Source organism: Marinomonas mediterranea MMB-1, assembly GCF_000192865.1.
GTDB classification, from domain to species: domain Bacteria; phylum Pseudomonadota; class Gammaproteobacteria; order Pseudomonadales; family Marinomonadaceae; genus Marinomonas; species Marinomonas mediterranea.
Window position 1 is genome coordinate 3421800 of record NC_015276.1, and the last position, 15816, is coordinate 3437615.

The following is a 15816-nucleotide window of genomic DNA, read 5'->3' on the forward strand; positions in this document are numbered from 1 at the left end:
AAAACAGTACCCTTGAGAAGCAACGGCCGTTAGCACTATTTTAACGTGCGGTAAGCCGCATAAATTCGAGTAACCGTCGTGAGCCAGCACATCAATCCAAATGCCACTGCTATCTGAATAAAGTAATCGGGAAAAAGGCACATTAAAACAAAGCAAGCAATCGTCTCTGTGCCTTCTGTCAGACCACCAATAAAATAAAGCGATTTACGGCCGTATTCGAGTGTTTCAATGTGCCTCTTCTCCGCCATGATCGCAAACGCAAGGAAGCTTGCTCCCGTTCCCATGAAAGAGAAAATAAGAAACGCGGAGGCTAAACCATTTATCTCTGGCTGAGCTAATGCAAACCCAAACACAACACCCGAATAAAATATAAAATCAAGCGTTATGTCTAAGTAGCCGCCTAGATCAGTAGGCTCGGTTATACGAGCAAGCTCGCCGTCAATACCATCGCAGATTCTGTTCAAAAGGATCGCAATAAGCGCCCAAACATAATGCTGCTGCCATAAAAGTGGGATGGCGCAGGCTCCGATTAAAAAACCCGCTATCGTCACGTAATTAGCGCTCACCCCAAAAGTATCCAACACCTTAGCAATCAGGTTTAATGGTTTCTTGATAATAGGCAACAGTCTTGTGTCTAACACAGCAACATCCTGATCAATAAAAGGAGCAACAATACTCCAAATAGCTTAATCGCAGTCTCTAGACGAATCAATACAATCTGCTTTCTAGCTAACCTTTACTAACCTAGGCTTTCCTTTCTCATGTTACAAAAAAGAGTTTGATCAGCGACTGTAGCTCAACGAGCTAGAAAGACAATCTAATATGCCAACCTTATGTAGAAAATTTCAAACAAGGAAATAGGATGAAGTGCTCGATTGCAGTACACTAAAAGACATGCAGTTTAGATAAGGTACACTATGATCCACTCAAAGAAATACGGCGAAAATAAACCAGACTTGATCGTTCTTCACGGCTTATTTGGCAATGCCGACAACTGGCATTCGATCGCACAATCTTGGTCAGAATTTTATACCGTCCATTGTCTAGATTTACCGAATCATGGAAAATCATCACCAATGGAAGCACTCAGTTACCCAAAAATGGCGGATTCTATCGTCTCATGGATGACAGAATCTGATATAGATGAATGCTATTTGCTGGGACATTCTATGGGAGGAAAAGTAGCGATGCAGCTGGCATCGAACTACCCTGATAAGTTCAAAAAACTCATCGTGGTAGACATTGCACCTGTCGACTACCAACCGAGTCATTTAGAGATTTTTCAGGGACTTGCTGAAATAGATTCGCAGCGCCCAGCTTCTAGGAAAGCGGCTGACGATATTCTCGCAAAATTTGAAAGTAGTGTCGGAGTAAGGCAGTTTCTATTAAAAAACCTTAAAAAAGAGGAGTCGGGCTTCTCCATTGCACTTGCGCGTAAAAACATCGAAGAAGGCTATTCAACCATTCTAGTCAAACCCCGTTTGAGCGCGCCATACAACAAGCCAACGCTCTTTATAAAAGGGGCTAACTCAGACTATATACAACAAAAACACACGCAAGAAACTGTTGCCTTCTTCCCTGAAGCGAGTGTCAAGGTCATCCCTGATACTGGCCACTGGTTACACGCTGAAAAGCCTGTTCCTTTTACTAACCTAGTAAAACGTTTTCTTCAACATTAAAAACGCTTTTTTAAAACACCAGAGTAAGGGTATCGCTTAAGCTTTATCCTTACGGTACGAGTCTGCTTCATAGGTACCAAGGATACGAATTTCTTCAGAGAAAAACATCAGCTCTTCCAGTGCCGCCTGCATCTTCGACTCTTGAAAATGCGCTTCTACATCTACATAGAACTGTGTCGCCGTAAAATGCCCATTCACCATGTAACTTTCAAGTTTCAGCATATTGATACCGCGTGTGGCAAAGCCGCCCATGGCTTTATATAGCGCCGCTGGTATGTTCCTTACCCGAAACATAAACGAGGTTATATACGTTTTATCTAACTCAAATTCTGGCTGTTTTTGCTGGCGTGAAAAAACCAAGAATCGGGTTGTATTTCCAGCAACATCGTTAAAATGAGACTTTGCTATTTGTAATCCGTAAAGCTCCGCTGCAAGCTCAGATGAAATCACAGCCAATGTATCATCGTCATTTTCAGACAAGTGCTTTGCTGCTCCTGCCGTATCGTACATAGCGACGTTTACAGCACCCAATGCTTTGATATTACTATCACATTGCGCCAATGCTTGAGGATGACTTCCTACTCTCTTGATATGCGCGGTTGTTGAGCTCTCTCTTATAAGTAAGCAATGGTTTACAGGTTCAAAGTGCTCTTTTACCACATATAACTCTGTGCGCTTAAGCTCTCGATATATTTCCTCTACTCGACCTGCCGTCGAATTTTCAACCGGGATCATTGCGTAATAAGCGTCGCCATTTTCAACCATCGTTAGCGCATCTGAAAACGTCGCACAGTGTACAGCCGTCCAGTCAGGAAAAGAGTGTTTGCATGCTAAATGAGAATACGCCCCCGGCTCCCCTTGGTAAGCAACAATGTTTGCGGCAGACGGATCAAATTTATAGGTAGATACAGAATGGTCAGACATAAATTTTTTCAAAATACTCTCTATTCTATGGAACGGTAGGCCTATTCTATGAAACGGTAAGTCCATTCGATGAAATGATAAGAAGGTGTTACGATACATCAGAAATGCTCGCCTGTCGGCTAACAAAACGATCAAATACAATGAAAATACTATTTATTTACCTAGTCAAAGGCTATCAATACTTTATTAGTCCATTGCTGGGGAGCAACTGTCGATTCTACCCTAGCTGTTCACAATATATGATTGAAGCCATTGAAGAGCATGGCGTTTTAAAGGGGGTTTGGCTCGGAATGAAAAGGCTCGGTCGCTGTCACCCGGGCTGTGACGGTGGTCTGGACCCGGTACCAAAAAACGAAAAGAAACAAAACTCGTAGTCAGAGAGCACATCCTTACGTTCGACTTAGTTCCAGATCACTTGCTATCAATACCGCCTGAGTTCGGTTGTTGACCCCAAGCTTACGGAAAATAGCGGTAATGTGTGCCTTAATTGTTGCTTCAGAGATATTCAACTCATAAGCAATTTGTTTGTTCAACATCCCCTCATGCAAGTAGCACAGCACTTTAAACTGTTGAGGTGTCAGCTCAGCTACTTTTTTCTGCATGTCCAAATTAACGTCGTTTTGGTTTTCTAGAACCGCATTTTTAGGAATCCAAATATCACCCTCTAATATTGAATTTATAGCGGACGCGTACTGAAACGGTTCACTGGTTTTCGGAATAAAGCCTAATGCACCAGACTCAATAACAGTTGAGATGATTTTGTTGTCTTCTGAGCCAGAAATAACGGCAACGGGAACGTCAGGAAAATCCGTACGAATACGTATCAAGCCATATAACTTGCCACACCCCGGCATGTTTAAATCCAACAACAGTAAATCCAGGTCAGAATGTTGTTGCAGCATCTCAATCGTTGAGTCTAGGTCATCCGACTCATGGATACAGACATCGTTGAATTCTTGCTTCAGGGCACCAATTAAAGCGCTGCGAAATAAGGGATGGTCATCCGCTATGGCCAGAGTAATCACGGTAAGTCCTTCTCATCATTATTGAGTAAAGACATAGAAGAATCTATTGAACACCAAAAGACAAGAGAGCCTTCCACATCATACTTTTTTGTTAGTGTGGAAGACTCTACTAAGAGAAAAGTAAAAAAGCCAGTCACGCAAACGTAAAGTCAACAGAAGCAATACGCCAACGCTAACGACAACAAGCCGAATTTAATCATTTAGTCGGTTATCAATTAAATCATCAACAACGCTAGGGTCAGCTAAGGTAGTGGTGTCGCCTAACTGCTCATGCTCGTTCGCGGCAATTTTTCGCAAAATCCTTCGCATTATTTTACCAGAGCGAGTTTTAGGCAAACCACGTACCGTCCATTGAATCAAATCGGGCGTCGCGACGGGACCGACTTCCTGACGAACAAACTGCCGTACTGACTTCGTAAGCGCGTCATCGGGAGTTACACCCGCAATCGGTGACACATAAACATAAAGCCCTTGGCCCTTCAGGTCATGCGGGTAACCAACCACCGCCGCTTCTGCCACCGATGGATGCGCTACCAGAGCACTTTCAATTTCAGCAGTCCCCAACCTATGCCCTGAGACATTCAATACATCGTCTACTCGACCGGTAATCCAATAATCTCCATCGGCATCCCGACGCGCACCGTCTCCAGTAAAATACACGCCGTCATAGGTACTAAAATAGGTTTGTTCAAACCTTTCATGATCCCCATACACCGTTCTTGCTTGACCCGGCCATGAATCAGTAAGTACTAGCCCACCCTCAACTTCTACGCCTTGATCTTCGATTACATTACCATTCGGGTCCATTAACGCAGGTTGAACGCCGTATATAGGAGACGTACAGGCTCCAGGCTTAACATTGGTCTCCGTTAGCCTAGGCGTCATCATCATACCACCGGTTTCGGTTTGCCACCATGTATCCGCAATAGGACATTTGCTATTGCCAATCTTTTGATGATACCAAGACCACGCTTCAGGATTGATCGGCTCGCCCACACTACCGAGTACTCTTAAGCTATCTCGTGAGCTGGTTTCGATCGCTTCATCACCTTTAGCCATTAACGCGCGCACCGCGGTTGGTGCGGTATAAAGAAGATTTACTTTATACTTATCAACGACACGGCCAATGCGCCCCGCATCAGGATAGGTTGGAACCCCTTCGAACAGAACACTTGTGACACCATTGGCAAGAGGACCATATACCATATAGCTATGACCCGTAATCCATCCTACGTCCGCCGCACACCAGTAAACATCATCCGGTTGTAAACCAAAGACAATTTCTTGAGTCATAGACGCATACACTAAATAGCCTCCTGACGTATGAACAACGCCTTTTGGCTTGCCTGTCGATCCGGACGTGTACAAAATGAAAAGAGGATCTTCGGCATTCATAGACACTGCAGGACAATCCGTACTTTGCTCATCAACCAACGCTTGCCAGTCTAGGTCGATGTCTTCGTTCCACTCTATGTCAGCCTTCGTATATCGATAAACCATTGCATTTTTTACTGACGGGCAGGCGTTATCCGCCAGCGCCATATCGACATTCTTTTTAAGATTTATTGAGTTTCCTGCGCGTTTGCCTTGATCTGCCGTCATGACGAGCTTTACGTCACAGTCATTCAAGCGATCAGCAATAGCGCTGGCTGAAAAGCCACCAAAAATAACACTGTGGATAGCACCGATTCGAGCACATGCCAACATGGCATAAACCGCCTGCGGGATCATTGGCATATAAATAGCAACGCGGTCGCCTTTTACGATTCCTTGAGATTTTAGCGCGTTGGCCAAACGCCCTACTTCATCATGAAGCTCTTGGTAGGTAATGGAATCAGACGGCCCTTCTTGATCACCTTCAAGATAGTACGCAACTTGATTCGCTTTCTCAGGAAGATGACGATCAATACAATTATAGGCAACGTTTAGTTCGCCATCTTCATACCACTTGATGCTGACGTTATTACGAGCAAAGCTGATATTTTTCACGACGGAATAAGGCTTAAACCAATGAAGCCGCTTACCCATTTCTCCCCAAAAAACCTCGGGGTTAGAAATAGAAGCCTGATAGTTCTCTTCAAAGACGTCATGCGGAACGGTTCCAGCTGGGCTAAATTTGCGCTGAAAATCGCTTACTTCTTGTGTCATCTCACTGCTCCGTTGTTAATTTTTATATTTGGATGCGAAGTTGGTCTTTTTAGAATAGCGGTACGCTAGACGAACACTATTACACTTTAGTCTATATAAATCGTTTCTTACGATAGGATATTGTTATCCTGCAAGCAACGTTTGGCTTCTTGAACACCACGCACTAAGAAGGCATTAATACCAAGACCCTGCGCCGCATCAATATTTAGCTTGTTATCATCCATAAATAGAATTTCTTGCGGCAATACGTTTAACGCATCTATTACATGTAAATAAGATGAGCGATCCGGCTTAACCAGACCCATTTGATGAGAGGCAAAGTAACTGTCAAATTGACTAGACAACCCCATTTCATCCATCAGGCGTCCCCAATGCGCTGCATTTGTATTAGACAAGATCGCTTTATGAAAGTGACTGGGTACAGCCTTTACAAGCTCTATTGCGCCGTCAAACAAACCATTTGGCCAGGCCACAAAGGCTTCTTTAAACTGGCTCTTATCTCCATGATGACCGACTTCATTCATCAATTGGTTCACAAACTCATCGAGCCCTATTTTGCCTGAATCGAACTTGGCAACGGCCTCTGAGGTAAGCCATTTACGCCATATTACTTCCAACGTATCATCTGTATTTAAGAACGACGCAATTCGACTTTTATCACCTAAATCGACCAATACATTTCCTAAGTCAAATAACACGACCTTTATCTGGTGCATATTCTTAAATGCCTAGCTAACCTATAAGAGAATCGTCTCTACAATATAGGCTAACGAAGCTGCGAACAAGTCTTACAAACGGCTATGCCATAAGAAAAAAACTGATCAAGATGACGTTTACTGTTGAGATCTAAAGACATACCGACAACGCTACATAGCGATTTTTAAACATCAAATAGGCAGCCCTCATTAGCAAAATTTATGATGGGTTGTAATTTTGGGCATGAAAGCCTTTAATAAGGCTCAGTGTTCCATCAGGACACAAAGGACAACGGGGCAAGGAACATTAATAAAGGTTCACGAATAGAAGTTCACTGATACAAGTAAACCGCTAAAAATCCTGTTTTAACCTTAATAAGTTGGAGAATAATAAAATGAAACTGAATTCTTTAAAAAAGTCACTTATTGCAGGCCTAACCGTCGCGACCATGTCAGGTGCCACGGTGACAGCGAACGCAGCTGACAGAGACTACATCTTAGCAACGGCCTCAACTGGCGGTACTTACTACCCAGTTGGCGTCGCCATCGCAACATTGAGTAAGGTAAAACTTCAACCTAAATTTGGTATGTCGTTGTCGGCCATCAGTTCAGCTGGATCAGGTGAAAACGTAAAGCTCCTTCGTGAAAACCAGGCTCAATTTGCGATCTTACAAGGTTTATACGGTGCTTGGGCGTGGAATGGAGAAGGCCCACTAAAACAAGCGGGCAAACAAACTGAACTTCGCTCTGTCAGTATGCTTTGGCAAAACGTAGAACACTTTGTTTTACGAAAAAACCTTGCTAAAACTGGCACCGTAGCAGACCTAAAAGACCTTGAAGGCTCGAATAACAAGTTCTCCATTGGTAAGAAAAACTCTGGTACTGAAGGGTCTGGTCGACAGCTTTTAAGCGGACTAAACATCGACCCTGATAAATTCTCTCTAGCCTTTATGGGTTATGGCCCAAGTGCAGACGCGATGCAAAACGGCAACATCGAAGGCATGAACACCCCTGCCGGAGTACCTGTCAGTGCGGTTACTCGCTTGTATGCATCAATGGGGAATAAAGTAAAAGTATTGGATTTCACCGATGAGCAAATGAAAGAGGCCAATGGCAGTTATGACCTTTGGACTCGTTATGTGATTCCTGCAAACACTTATCCCGGCCAGGAAAAAGCGATTAATACCATCGCCCAGCCTAACTTTTTGGCGACCAGAGCCGATACATCGGAAGAAGATATTTATCAGCTAACAAAATCTTTGTACGAAAACTTGCCTTACCTCAGCGCAATCCACAAAGCGACATCAGTCATGTCTATTGACAAGGCTATTGCTGGATTACCAGTGCCTCTGCACCCAGGTGCGGCACGCTACTATAAGGAACAAGGTATTGAAATACCGGATTCACTTATTGCTAATTAGAGTTTGTGGAAGCTGTAACTAAGCCCTGAAATGTCGGCGTATAAAAAGCCAATCTGTGATTAAGGCTAAGCCGAATGTCGATATTGAACCTATCGACAAAGGGTTTAATAGTCAGTAAGCCCATGTCAATCATGGGCTTACTGACAGATTATTTTCTAATAAAGTTTTCTATCACACGCTTTTTCTGTAACACCATTTTTTGTAGCAGGCAGAGACTTGCCTCTCTAAAAAACCACGACCCAAGTTAGGAACAATACGTATGTCGTCTCCAAACACATCGGCGGATAGCCATATTGACCAAGATGTAAATCTGGAAGAATTCGAAACACAACATCGAAATACCCCTCTTATAAATCGTGTTGTATTCGGATTTAGTATTTTCCTTGCCATTGCACACATTTATATCAACACATTAGGAACCCTCCCAGAACTTTGGGTGTCGGCCTTCCACTTTGCAGGCTTCGGCACTCTCTGTGCTTTGCTTATTCCCGCTCATCCGTCGCTTAGAAACAGTAAAATTGCCTTTGCGATTGATTCGTTAATTGTCTTATTGCTAATCGCAACGGTGTTTTATATTGCACTGTTTGAAGACGCACTGTACGAACGGGGAGTGGTCTTTTCCACGGGCGATTGGATTTTTTCGTCGATTGCTATCATTCTCTCCTTAGAATTGATCCGACGTACAACCGGCTGGTTCATACCATCACTCATACTCGTTGCACTCTCCTACGTTGTACTGTGGGGACAATGGATTAGTGGAGCGTTTTCTTTTCCAGGATTAAGCTTAGAAACACTGCTCTATCGAAGCTTCTTCAGTACCGACGGTATGTTCGGCTCTATTTCACGAATTTCATGGAGTTTTGTCTTCATGTTTATTCTGTTTGGTGCCTTTTTAGTAAAATCTGGCGCAGGTGAATTCATCATCACATTATCTCGCTCCCTAGCCAGCAAAATGATCGGAGGCCCTGGATTTGTAGCGGTCTTAGGTTCAGGACTTATGGGCTCTGTTTCCGGTTCGTCTGTTGCTAACACTGTTTCAACTGGTGTCATCACCATTCCTCTTATGAGGCGCGCAGGTTTCCCTGCAAGGTTTGCAGCAGGAATCGAAGCCGCAGCCTCAACGGGCGGTCAACTGATGCCTCCAGTTATGGGCGCAGGTGCCTTTATAATGGCATCCTATACACAGGTGTCTTACGTCACTATTATTGGTGTTGCAGCCATCCCCGCTCTACTTTACTTTTTGTCTGTTGCGTTTTTTGTCAGAGTAGAAGCAAAACGAAGCAACGTGACATCAACTGACGATGACGGTGTATCGATAAAAGACGTTCTCAAAGAAGGCTGGCATCATGCCATTCCGCTCGCCGTTTTAGTTACCTTGCTCATTCAAGGCTTTACACCAACTTATGCGGCTGGCATTAGTATTTTATCGGTTATTGCCGCATCTTGGCTATCGAAGCAACACAGAATGGGACCGTTGGCGATATTAGATGCGATGGCACAAGGCGCCAAAAACATGTCTACAACAGCAGTCCTATTAGTTGGGATTGGTCTTGTGGTAAACGTCATTAGCACCACGGGCGTCGGTAATACCTTCTCTCTTCTTATCACTGATTGGGCTGGAGGAAGCTTACTTTGGACGATCATTCTTGTTGCTATCGCATCACTCGTTTTAGGCATGGGCTTGCCTGTCACTGCATCGTATATCGTGTTAGGAACCTTATCAGCACCGGCCATTTTTAACCTCATTGCAGAAAGCCAGCTCGTTGATCAAATTGCGTCGGGGCAATTACCTGAAGCCGCATCAGCGATTTTCATGCTGGTTGATCCAAGCGTATTAGGTACACTTACGCAGGGCATGCCTATTGAGCAAGCCCAAGCACTGGTCTCTCAAGTTCCTGCAGACTTTAAAAGCATGCTAATGGATCAAGCGTTGGGAGCTGAGTCCGTCGCAATGATTCTAGTAACGGCTCATATGATTATCTTTTGGCTTTCCCAAGACAGTAATGTCACTCCGCCGGTTTGTCTCACCGCTTTCGCTGCTGCCGCAATAGCAAAAACCCCTCCAATGCGCACGGGCGTGACCGCTTGGAAACTCGCGAAAGGGCTCTATATCATCCCATTGATGATGGCCTATACCCCTCTCATTGGTGGTGAGCCACTAGAGTTGTTAAAGCTAACCATTTTCGGAATTTTTGGTCTATATGCTCTAGTCGCAGCAATGGAAGGCTACCTTGAAGACAAGCTGAACATTCTCACTCGTATTGTGACACTGGCCGCGTCTGGCGCTATGCTTTGGCCACATCTTCCTATTGCTGTAAACGCTATTGGCCTTGTCGTGTTCCTAATCATTTTCGTTATCACAAACCGCAGCTACAATGCGAAAAGCGCAAACTAACGAAATCGCTAGAACAAACAAAGCACTAAAAACAAAGCGGGGCGCGCAGCTCGTCCCGCTTTGTTTTAAAACACACCTACCTATCGATTTATCTCACCTTTATATAAATATTTGAAACGCCGTTTTAAATATCAGTTTAAATACTCTGTTTTCTCTTCTATTATTCTGTTTAATTGCACCGGAAATAAAACAAGACCTCAGCAGGAAGTCACAGCGAAGGCATAAATAGACAAGGTATAAATAGACGTAAAAGCGGAGTTTATAAACTATAAATACGCATTTCGAATCTATTTTTTCACCCGGCATAGAAATGCGTAGTAGTCGTGCAAAGGTCTTAGGAAGAGTATGAAATGAGTAAAACACACTACAGCGCGCATGTCTCCCAATCACGTAAACCGAGTACTTTTTCAAGCATAACCCACGCTTTGCAAAGTGCTCCTGATGACAATCGCCCATTCACAATACATATTGATGAGGGGGTCTATGAAGAACGACTCAATATCACTCGGAACAATGTACACCTAGTAGGAGCAGGCAAAAAAAATACCGTTATTACAGGAAGCATGGTCGCGGGACAACTTAATAACAGCGGTGAACTCATTAGTACGCTTGGCAGCAGAACACTCATGATAAACGCAACAGATTGCAGCCTAACATCGCTAACGATACGCAATGACTTTGATTATATAAATAATGCTTTACTGGCACTCGATTCTAACGACCGAGTAAAACATACTCAAGCCGTCGCACTTCTATTGGGGAACGATTGCGACAGATGCATTATTGATGATGTTAGACTCCAAGGCTTTCAAGACACCTTGTTTGTAAAGGGTTCAAGAAGCTATTTTTACCAGTGTGATATTACAGGTAATATCGATTTTATTTTTGGAAACGGCAATGCGGTATTTGATCAATGCACAGTCGTCGCACGAAATACACCAACAAGTTTAAAAAGTATGGGGTATCTCACCGCCCCAAGCACACCACTAGATCAGGAGTTCGGCCTCACATTTCTTGACTGCCAGCTCGTTAAAGAAAGCGCGGATATCCCAATACAAAGCTATGCATTAGGGAGACCTTGGCACCCAACCACCTCATTTTCCGATGGTAAATATGCCGACCCAAATGCAATTGGAAAAACAACCTTTATCCGGTGTTTTATGGGCGACCATATCTATGGTTGGGATAAAATGGGCGGGAAAGACAAACATGGTAATCAGATCTATTTTTTACCTGAATGTGACGCACGATTTAACGAGTATCAATGCCATGGTCCCGGAGCAAACAGTACGCGTTTTCAATTGAGCTCATTGGATGCCCACAAATATTCTATCGATTCTATTCTAGAAGGGTGGCTCCCTAAGATTGCAGGCTAAGGGCTCAAAAAAGGCTCGCCATCGTAGCGAGTAATAAGACAGGTTTGAGCACGTTGCTGTTTTAGCATATTGCAAAAATCAACACTGTACGACCGCTCAACAAATGGCCCAACTTTCAGCTGATAATACACTTTTCCTTTTATCGTATGGCGCTTAATAAGAGGGGCTGTATCGACATAATCTATCGGATTTGCACGACTAATTTTTTGCCAGCCTTTCATCGCTAGAGATTTACTCGCGTAAGCCGCCAATTGAACGCCGTAGAACTGACCTGAGTACTGATTAGACGACATAGAGGTTACTTTGGTAGACATACCTTTCCCTGACGCATTTCGACCAGACTTAAAATCCGCGACAACAGGTTCGCTTCGACTCGAATACACCTCCTCTTCTGGTGAAGCCTTCATCCCTGCTTTTTTCGTCGTATCGCTAGCACTTTGCACCACTGGCGATCGCTGTAGCTTAGCTATCTTCTGTTCAAGGTCAACTAAGTCCTCTTTTAGAAGGGCTTGCTCTCGTTCCAATTCTTCCATCTGAGGTTTGATGGTATTTATTTCTGTGGCGTGAGCCGCTACATGATTTTGCAATTCCGCATTCGAGAGAACATTTGAGGTTCCTGTCAAAGAAGAACAACCGACTAAGCTTAGTAAAGCCAAGCTCGCCGCACTCCAGCAAAATACATGCTTTAGATCACCCACTCTTTCACACCTCGACTAATCAAAGATACTCTACACCCAATAAGAGTATGGCATACCGAGCAGATTTACCAAACAAAACAAGAACAAAGAAAATGAAAAGTCTCACTCTGGAGACGCCTGCTAATATGCACAATGCGTCACCTATTATAGGAAGCCAACTGAATAAAAGGGATGCTGTACCGTACTTATGAAAGAAGTGTGTCGCTTTATTAAGTTGTGTGCTAGAAATTGGAAAAAGTCTATGTTCCTTAAACCGATACAAATAACGTCCTAATAACCAGTTCGTTAACCCCCCTAACGTATTCCCGACACTTGCGATAACCCACAGCGCTATCAACGAATAGGTCGACGTCTGAGTCAAATAAAGCAGCAGCGCTTCCGAGCCGCCCGGTAAAATAGTCGACGATAAAAACGACGTGCTAAAGAGGGAAAGTAGATCAAGCAAAAAATAGCGGCCTAGATTGGATAGCGCATCAGACGATCACGCCAAATCAATGGATTAGAGCTGAAGCAATATACACGTTACATGAGATTGTTACATGGAATTATGCGGTGTCACATGAGTTTAAACAGCATTGGACTGCATTTTTTCAGTTTCAGCTTCTCGTTTTTTCCGTTCCAGCGGGCAAGTATCGATTATCCAACGCGCCATTACCCATGCGCTTGCGTAACATATAAACCCACTAAAAATGATATCACTCAAAAAGTGCCCTCCTTGAAGGACCCTTATTCCACCCACAAATAGACCCAAGCCAAGCCCAAAGAAAAGCCAAGGACGACTCTTTAATACCCAACCGAGTGCAATAAATGCAAAACCCATGGCGGCGTGGCCACTCACAAATGAGCAGTTCTTCTTACACTGATCACTGACAACCAGTGGTGGCGTAAACTGTTTACTACCACCAAACTCTACGACATGACGTGGACGTGCACGATCCCAATTGTCTTTAAAACCAGTGTGAACAATAATACCAGGGCCAACCAATAAGAACGCAAGCATAAAATACCATTTACGTTTGTGGGCTTTGCTCCACTCAGGCCCAGTTTTGAATAACGTCAACACACACAACCCCAACAATACAGGGACGATGACAGCGGGCATCTCTTTAAAAATCCAATAGATAAATTTCACAAATGAATTGTCGTTAGCAGGGAAGCTCGACGTTGCAGAATCGTAAAACAGTCCACTCACATATAAGTCGAGTTCGGGCCACACAGAAAACAACACAGCACATAAAACAAAACAAGCCGGTGCGACACCAAACTTCCAAGGCTTAAACATCTTAAATAATCTCTTTTTGATCTGATTGTGGAATAACATCAAAGATTATGACACCAAAGCCATAACAAAAATGTAATGTAATCTTACTAAAGCACACATAGCTTTCAACTTTATTACGTAATTCATTCTTATTCAATTATTTTAAAATAGAACTCTTTTGGCTAAATTCCAGAAAGTCGTCAATGTCACCGTCTGTAATCTAACCACCGTTTTTTTGACATAAATCAACCTTAGACGTTACTAATCCCCTACAACTCCCCGTAGAATGTAAAGGACTGTTGCAGGAGGCTATATGATCAAGCGTGTAAACAATGTAAAAATCAAATACAAGCTCTGGGCGATTATTGGCCTTATGTCACTCGGCACCGCCGCGTTAATTTTTGTATCTTTATACTCACTCTATCAAACCAATCTTAAGAGTTTATTAAATCAAACACAGGTAATGGTTGATGCTGCGGCCTCAGGCCTAACTTCTGTTAATGAGAAAGAGCTAATCCAAAAAGTCGAAGCACTCCATCCCCCTACTCAATCTGGATACGTCCTACTTGGTAAAGATAAGAAAACCATTTATGCCCCATCATGGATTGAAAATACATCGTTTCAGTCAGTTAACTTTGCACTAAACCCAAGTATTGCTGACATTGCCTCACCTAACGGGGCATCACCCATGTCGGTGCTCATTGCTTCCAAACTACTTAGCGAACACCAGTTGAATGGCAACTATAGGCTTGTTGCGGTTTCCAGTATGAATATTGTCTATGATGCATTTAAAAGCGCATTGATTGATTTTGGGATACTTGTCGCAGTATTAACCATCGTAATAGGCGGAACCGCCTTGACGATCATTAGCCTTGTCACTATTCGAATCACCAAACTCTGCGATACTATGCGTTCCGTAAAACAATCAGGAGACCTCACTCAACGAGTTGAATTTGATGGTCACGACGAAATGGGTGAGATGGCCGATGCATTTAATCATATGGTATCCAGTTTCCGCGCCATTGTTCGCCAAATAGGGAACACCAGCCAAGCATTAGACAATGTCATAATAGAAACAAATAAAGCCACATTGGCCACGACGGACGGCGTAAACACACAGCAAAAAGACACGAAAAGTGCTATTGATTCCATGGCCAATGTCATGGAATCAGTGAATCAGATACTCAACATCGCAGAAGAAGCTAACCTTGCGGCAAATAACCTTGGAGAGCATTCAAAAAGCGGCCTTCATACCATGCATGAAGCCAATGCAGATATTCAAAACCTTTCATCAGAAGTCGGTGAAGCCGCCACGCAATTTCAGCAGCTAAGGGAAGACGTTAAACATATAAACGACCGTTTGAGCATCATTTCCGAAGTCGCAGATAAAACCAATTTACTTGCGTTAAATGCTGCTATAGAAGCCGCCCGTGCAGGAGAGCAAGGTCGCGGTTTTGCCGTTGTTGCCGACGAAGTACGACAACTTGCCCAGCAATCTCAACATGCTGCAGGGGAAATTGGACGTTTAATTGAGCAGCTTACAAACCAGACGTTCAACACGGTTGATATTATGGAAAAAGCACAAGATACGGCAAACATAGGAGCCGAAAGAATGTCGGAGGCCGAAACGGCCTTTAATGATATAGCACAGGGTGTATTAACCATTTCTGAACTAAACGCGCAGATCAAAGCAGGTTCAGACAACCAATATGATATTTCAAATACAGTAAATACCACGTTAAACAATATCGGCAATGTATGCGACCAAACACAACACAACTCTATCGCAATAGAAACGTCCGTGAATCACATAGAGGAATGCGCGCTAGAACTTAGCAGCGTCGTTGCGCAATACCGAACATAGAAAACAAGAAAGCCCTTCTTAGGGCTCTCCTTGATCTCCTCTTTACGACTTATCAAGGCCTTCTTAATTCTTGATCTTTTCAGGTTAAGGAAGGCTGTGCAAAACACGGCATAACGAGAACGAAATCAGATGCCATTCAACCATTATGCGTAACATTCGAATCTCTGCTAAATTTAAGTGAATATAAAGAAAGGAAGCGTTTGCTTTAAGCCCCATAAAAATCTAGGCTTTTAAGGCGCGATTATTGCAGACAAATTAGCGTACTTTAAGTCACCTAATTTTTCAGTGCTTACTCAACTTTTTATGTAAACGGACCGTCGCGATTCATAG

Annotated in this window: 14 protein-coding genes; 6 read left to right on the forward strand and 8 right to left on the reverse strand. The window is 43.4% G+C overall.

What is annotated here, in order from left to right:
• Positions 1–35 precede the first annotated feature (35 nt).
• Entirely contained in the window at positions 36–641 is a 606-nt protein-coding gene (locus MARME_RS15650; RefSeq protein WP_013662234.1) for a CDP-alcohol phosphatidyltransferase family protein, read from the reverse strand.
• A 276-nt stretch (positions 642–917) separates the two neighbouring features.
• On the opposite strand from MARME_RS15650, the gene MARME_RS15655 reads away from it, so the two are divergent.
• Positions 918–1679, forward strand: coding sequence for an alpha/beta fold hydrolase (locus MARME_RS15655; RefSeq protein ID WP_013662235.1), 762 nt, complete (start codon positions 918–920; stop codon positions 1677–1679).
• A 36-nt stretch (positions 1680–1715) separates the two neighbouring features.
• Here MARME_RS15655 and MARME_RS15660 read toward each other — a convergent pair whose 3' ends face one another.
• Positions 1716–2603, reverse strand: coding sequence for a prephenate dehydratase (locus tag MARME_RS15660; RefSeq protein WP_049787832.1), 888 nt, complete (start codon positions 2601–2603; stop codon positions 1716–1718).
• A 140-nt stretch (positions 2604–2743) separates the two neighbouring features.
• On the opposite strand from MARME_RS15660, the gene yidD reads away from it, so the two are divergent.
• Positions 2744–2977: a membrane protein insertion efficiency factor YidD gene (gene yidD, locus MARME_RS15665; RefSeq protein WP_013662237.1), complete on the forward strand. Its 234-nt coding sequence runs from the start codon at positions 2744–2746 to the stop codon at positions 2975–2977.
• A gap of 15 nt (positions 2978–2992) precedes the next feature.
• Here yidD and MARME_RS15670 read toward each other — a convergent pair whose 3' ends face one another.
• The 3 genes from MARME_RS15670 to MARME_RS15680 form a co-directional block, all read right to left on the reverse strand.
• The gene (locus tag MARME_RS15670) at positions 2993–3628 is read right to left on the reverse strand and encodes a response regulator transcription factor (protein WP_013662238.1); all 636 of its coding nucleotides are present in this window, start codon (positions 3626–3628) and stop codon (positions 2993–2995) included.
• A 192-nt stretch (positions 3629–3820) separates the two neighbouring features.
• A complete protein-coding gene (gene acs / locus MARME_RS15675; RefSeq protein WP_013662239.1) occupies positions 3821–5776 on the reverse strand; it encodes an acetate--CoA ligase in 1956 nt (651 codons plus the stop codon).
• 107 nt (positions 5777–5883) lie between these two features.
• Positions 5884–6492: an HAD family hydrolase gene (locus MARME_RS15680; protein WP_013662240.1), complete on the reverse strand. Its 609-nt coding sequence runs from the start codon at positions 6490–6492 to the stop codon at positions 5884–5886.
• Positions 6493–6866: 374 nt separating this feature from the next.
• Here MARME_RS15680 and MARME_RS15685 point away from each other — a divergent pair, with 374 nt between their 5' ends.
• The 3 genes from MARME_RS15685 to MARME_RS15695 all read left to right on the forward strand — a co-directional run bounded on the left by MARME_RS15685 (position 6867) and on the right by MARME_RS15695 (position 11663).
• A complete protein-coding gene (locus MARME_RS15685; protein ID WP_013662241.1) occupies positions 6867–7892 on the forward strand; it encodes a TAXI family TRAP transporter solute-binding subunit in 1026 nt (341 codons plus the stop codon).
• A 259-nt stretch (positions 7893–8151) separates the two neighbouring features.
• Entirely contained in the window at positions 8152–10287 is a 2136-nt protein-coding gene (locus MARME_RS15690) for a TRAP transporter permease (RefSeq protein WP_013662242.1), read from the forward strand.
• Between the two features lie 350 nt (positions 10288–10637).
• Positions 10638–11663: a pectinesterase family protein gene (locus tag MARME_RS15695; RefSeq protein WP_013662243.1), complete on the forward strand. Its 1026-nt coding sequence runs from the start codon at positions 10638–10640 to the stop codon at positions 11661–11663.
• Here the strand turns inward: MARME_RS15695 and MARME_RS15700 are convergent.
• The 3 genes from MARME_RS15700 to MARME_RS15705 all read right to left on the reverse strand — a co-directional run bounded on the left by MARME_RS15700 (position 11660) and on the right by MARME_RS15705 (position 13643).
• Positions 11660–12361, reverse strand: a complete 702-nt coding sequence (locus MARME_RS15700) for an SPOR domain-containing protein (RefSeq protein WP_013662244.1) — start codon at positions 12359–12361, stop codon at positions 11660–11662. The genes MARME_RS15695 and MARME_RS15700 overlap by 4 nt on opposite strands.
• A 19-nt stretch (positions 12362–12380) precedes the next feature.
• Complete coding sequence (locus tag MARME_RS21920) at positions 12381–12806, reverse strand: YqaA family protein (protein ID WP_083799796.1); 426 nt, start codon at positions 12804–12806, stop codon at positions 12381–12383.
• A 120-nt stretch (positions 12807–12926) separates the two neighbouring features.
• On the reverse strand, positions 12927–13643 hold the full coding sequence (locus tag MARME_RS15705) for a phosphatase PAP2 family protein (RefSeq protein WP_013662245.1): 717 nt from the start codon (positions 13641–13643) through the stop codon (positions 12927–12929).
• A gap of 292 nt (positions 13644–13935) precedes the next feature.
• On the opposite strand from MARME_RS15705, the gene MARME_RS15710 reads away from it, so the two are divergent.
• The gene (locus MARME_RS15710; protein WP_013662246.1) at positions 13936–15486 is read left to right on the forward strand and encodes a methyl-accepting chemotaxis protein; all 1551 of its coding nucleotides are present in this window, start codon (positions 13936–13938) and stop codon (positions 15484–15486) included.
• Positions 15487–15816 lie beyond the last annotated feature (330 nt).

What these genes read in the sequence shown, in the direction of transcription:
- MARME_RS15655 (WP_013662235.1), top strand. Translation starts at nt 918, where the DNA reads ATGATCCACTCAAAGAAATACGGCGAAAATAAACCAGACTTGATCGTT.
- MARME_RS15660 (WP_049787832.1), bottom strand. Translation starts at nt 2,603, where the DNA reads ATGTCTGACCATTCTGTATCTACCTATAAATTTGATCCGTCTGCCGCA.
- yidD (WP_013662237.1), top strand. Translation starts at nt 2,744, where the DNA reads ATGAAAATACTATTTATTTACCTAGTCAAAGGCTATCAATACTTTATT.
- acs (WP_013662239.1), bottom strand. Translation starts at nt 5,776, where the DNA reads ATGACACAAGAAGTAAGCGATTTTCAGCGCAAATTTAGCCCAGCTGGA.
- MARME_RS15680 (WP_013662240.1), bottom strand. Translation starts at nt 6,492, where the DNA reads ATGCACCAGATAAAGGTCGTGTTATTTGACTTAGGAAATGTATTGGTC.
- MARME_RS15685 (WP_013662241.1), top strand. Translation starts at nt 6,867, where the DNA reads ATGAAACTGAATTCTTTAAAAAAGTCACTTATTGCAGGCCTAACCGTC.
- MARME_RS15690 (WP_013662242.1), top strand. Translation starts at nt 8,152, where the DNA reads ATGTCGTCTCCAAACACATCGGCGGATAGCCATATTGACCAAGATGTA.
- MARME_RS15695 (WP_013662243.1), top strand. Translation starts at nt 10,638, where the DNA reads ATGAGTAAAACACACTACAGCGCGCATGTCTCCCAATCACGTAAACCG.
- MARME_RS15705 (WP_013662245.1), bottom strand. Translation starts at nt 13,643, where the DNA reads ATGTTTAAGCCTTGGAAGTTTGGTGTCGCACCGGCTTGTTTTGTTTTA.
- MARME_RS15710 (WP_013662246.1), top strand. Translation starts at nt 13,936, where the DNA reads ATGATCAAGCGTGTAAACAATGTAAAAATCAAATACAAGCTCTGGGCG.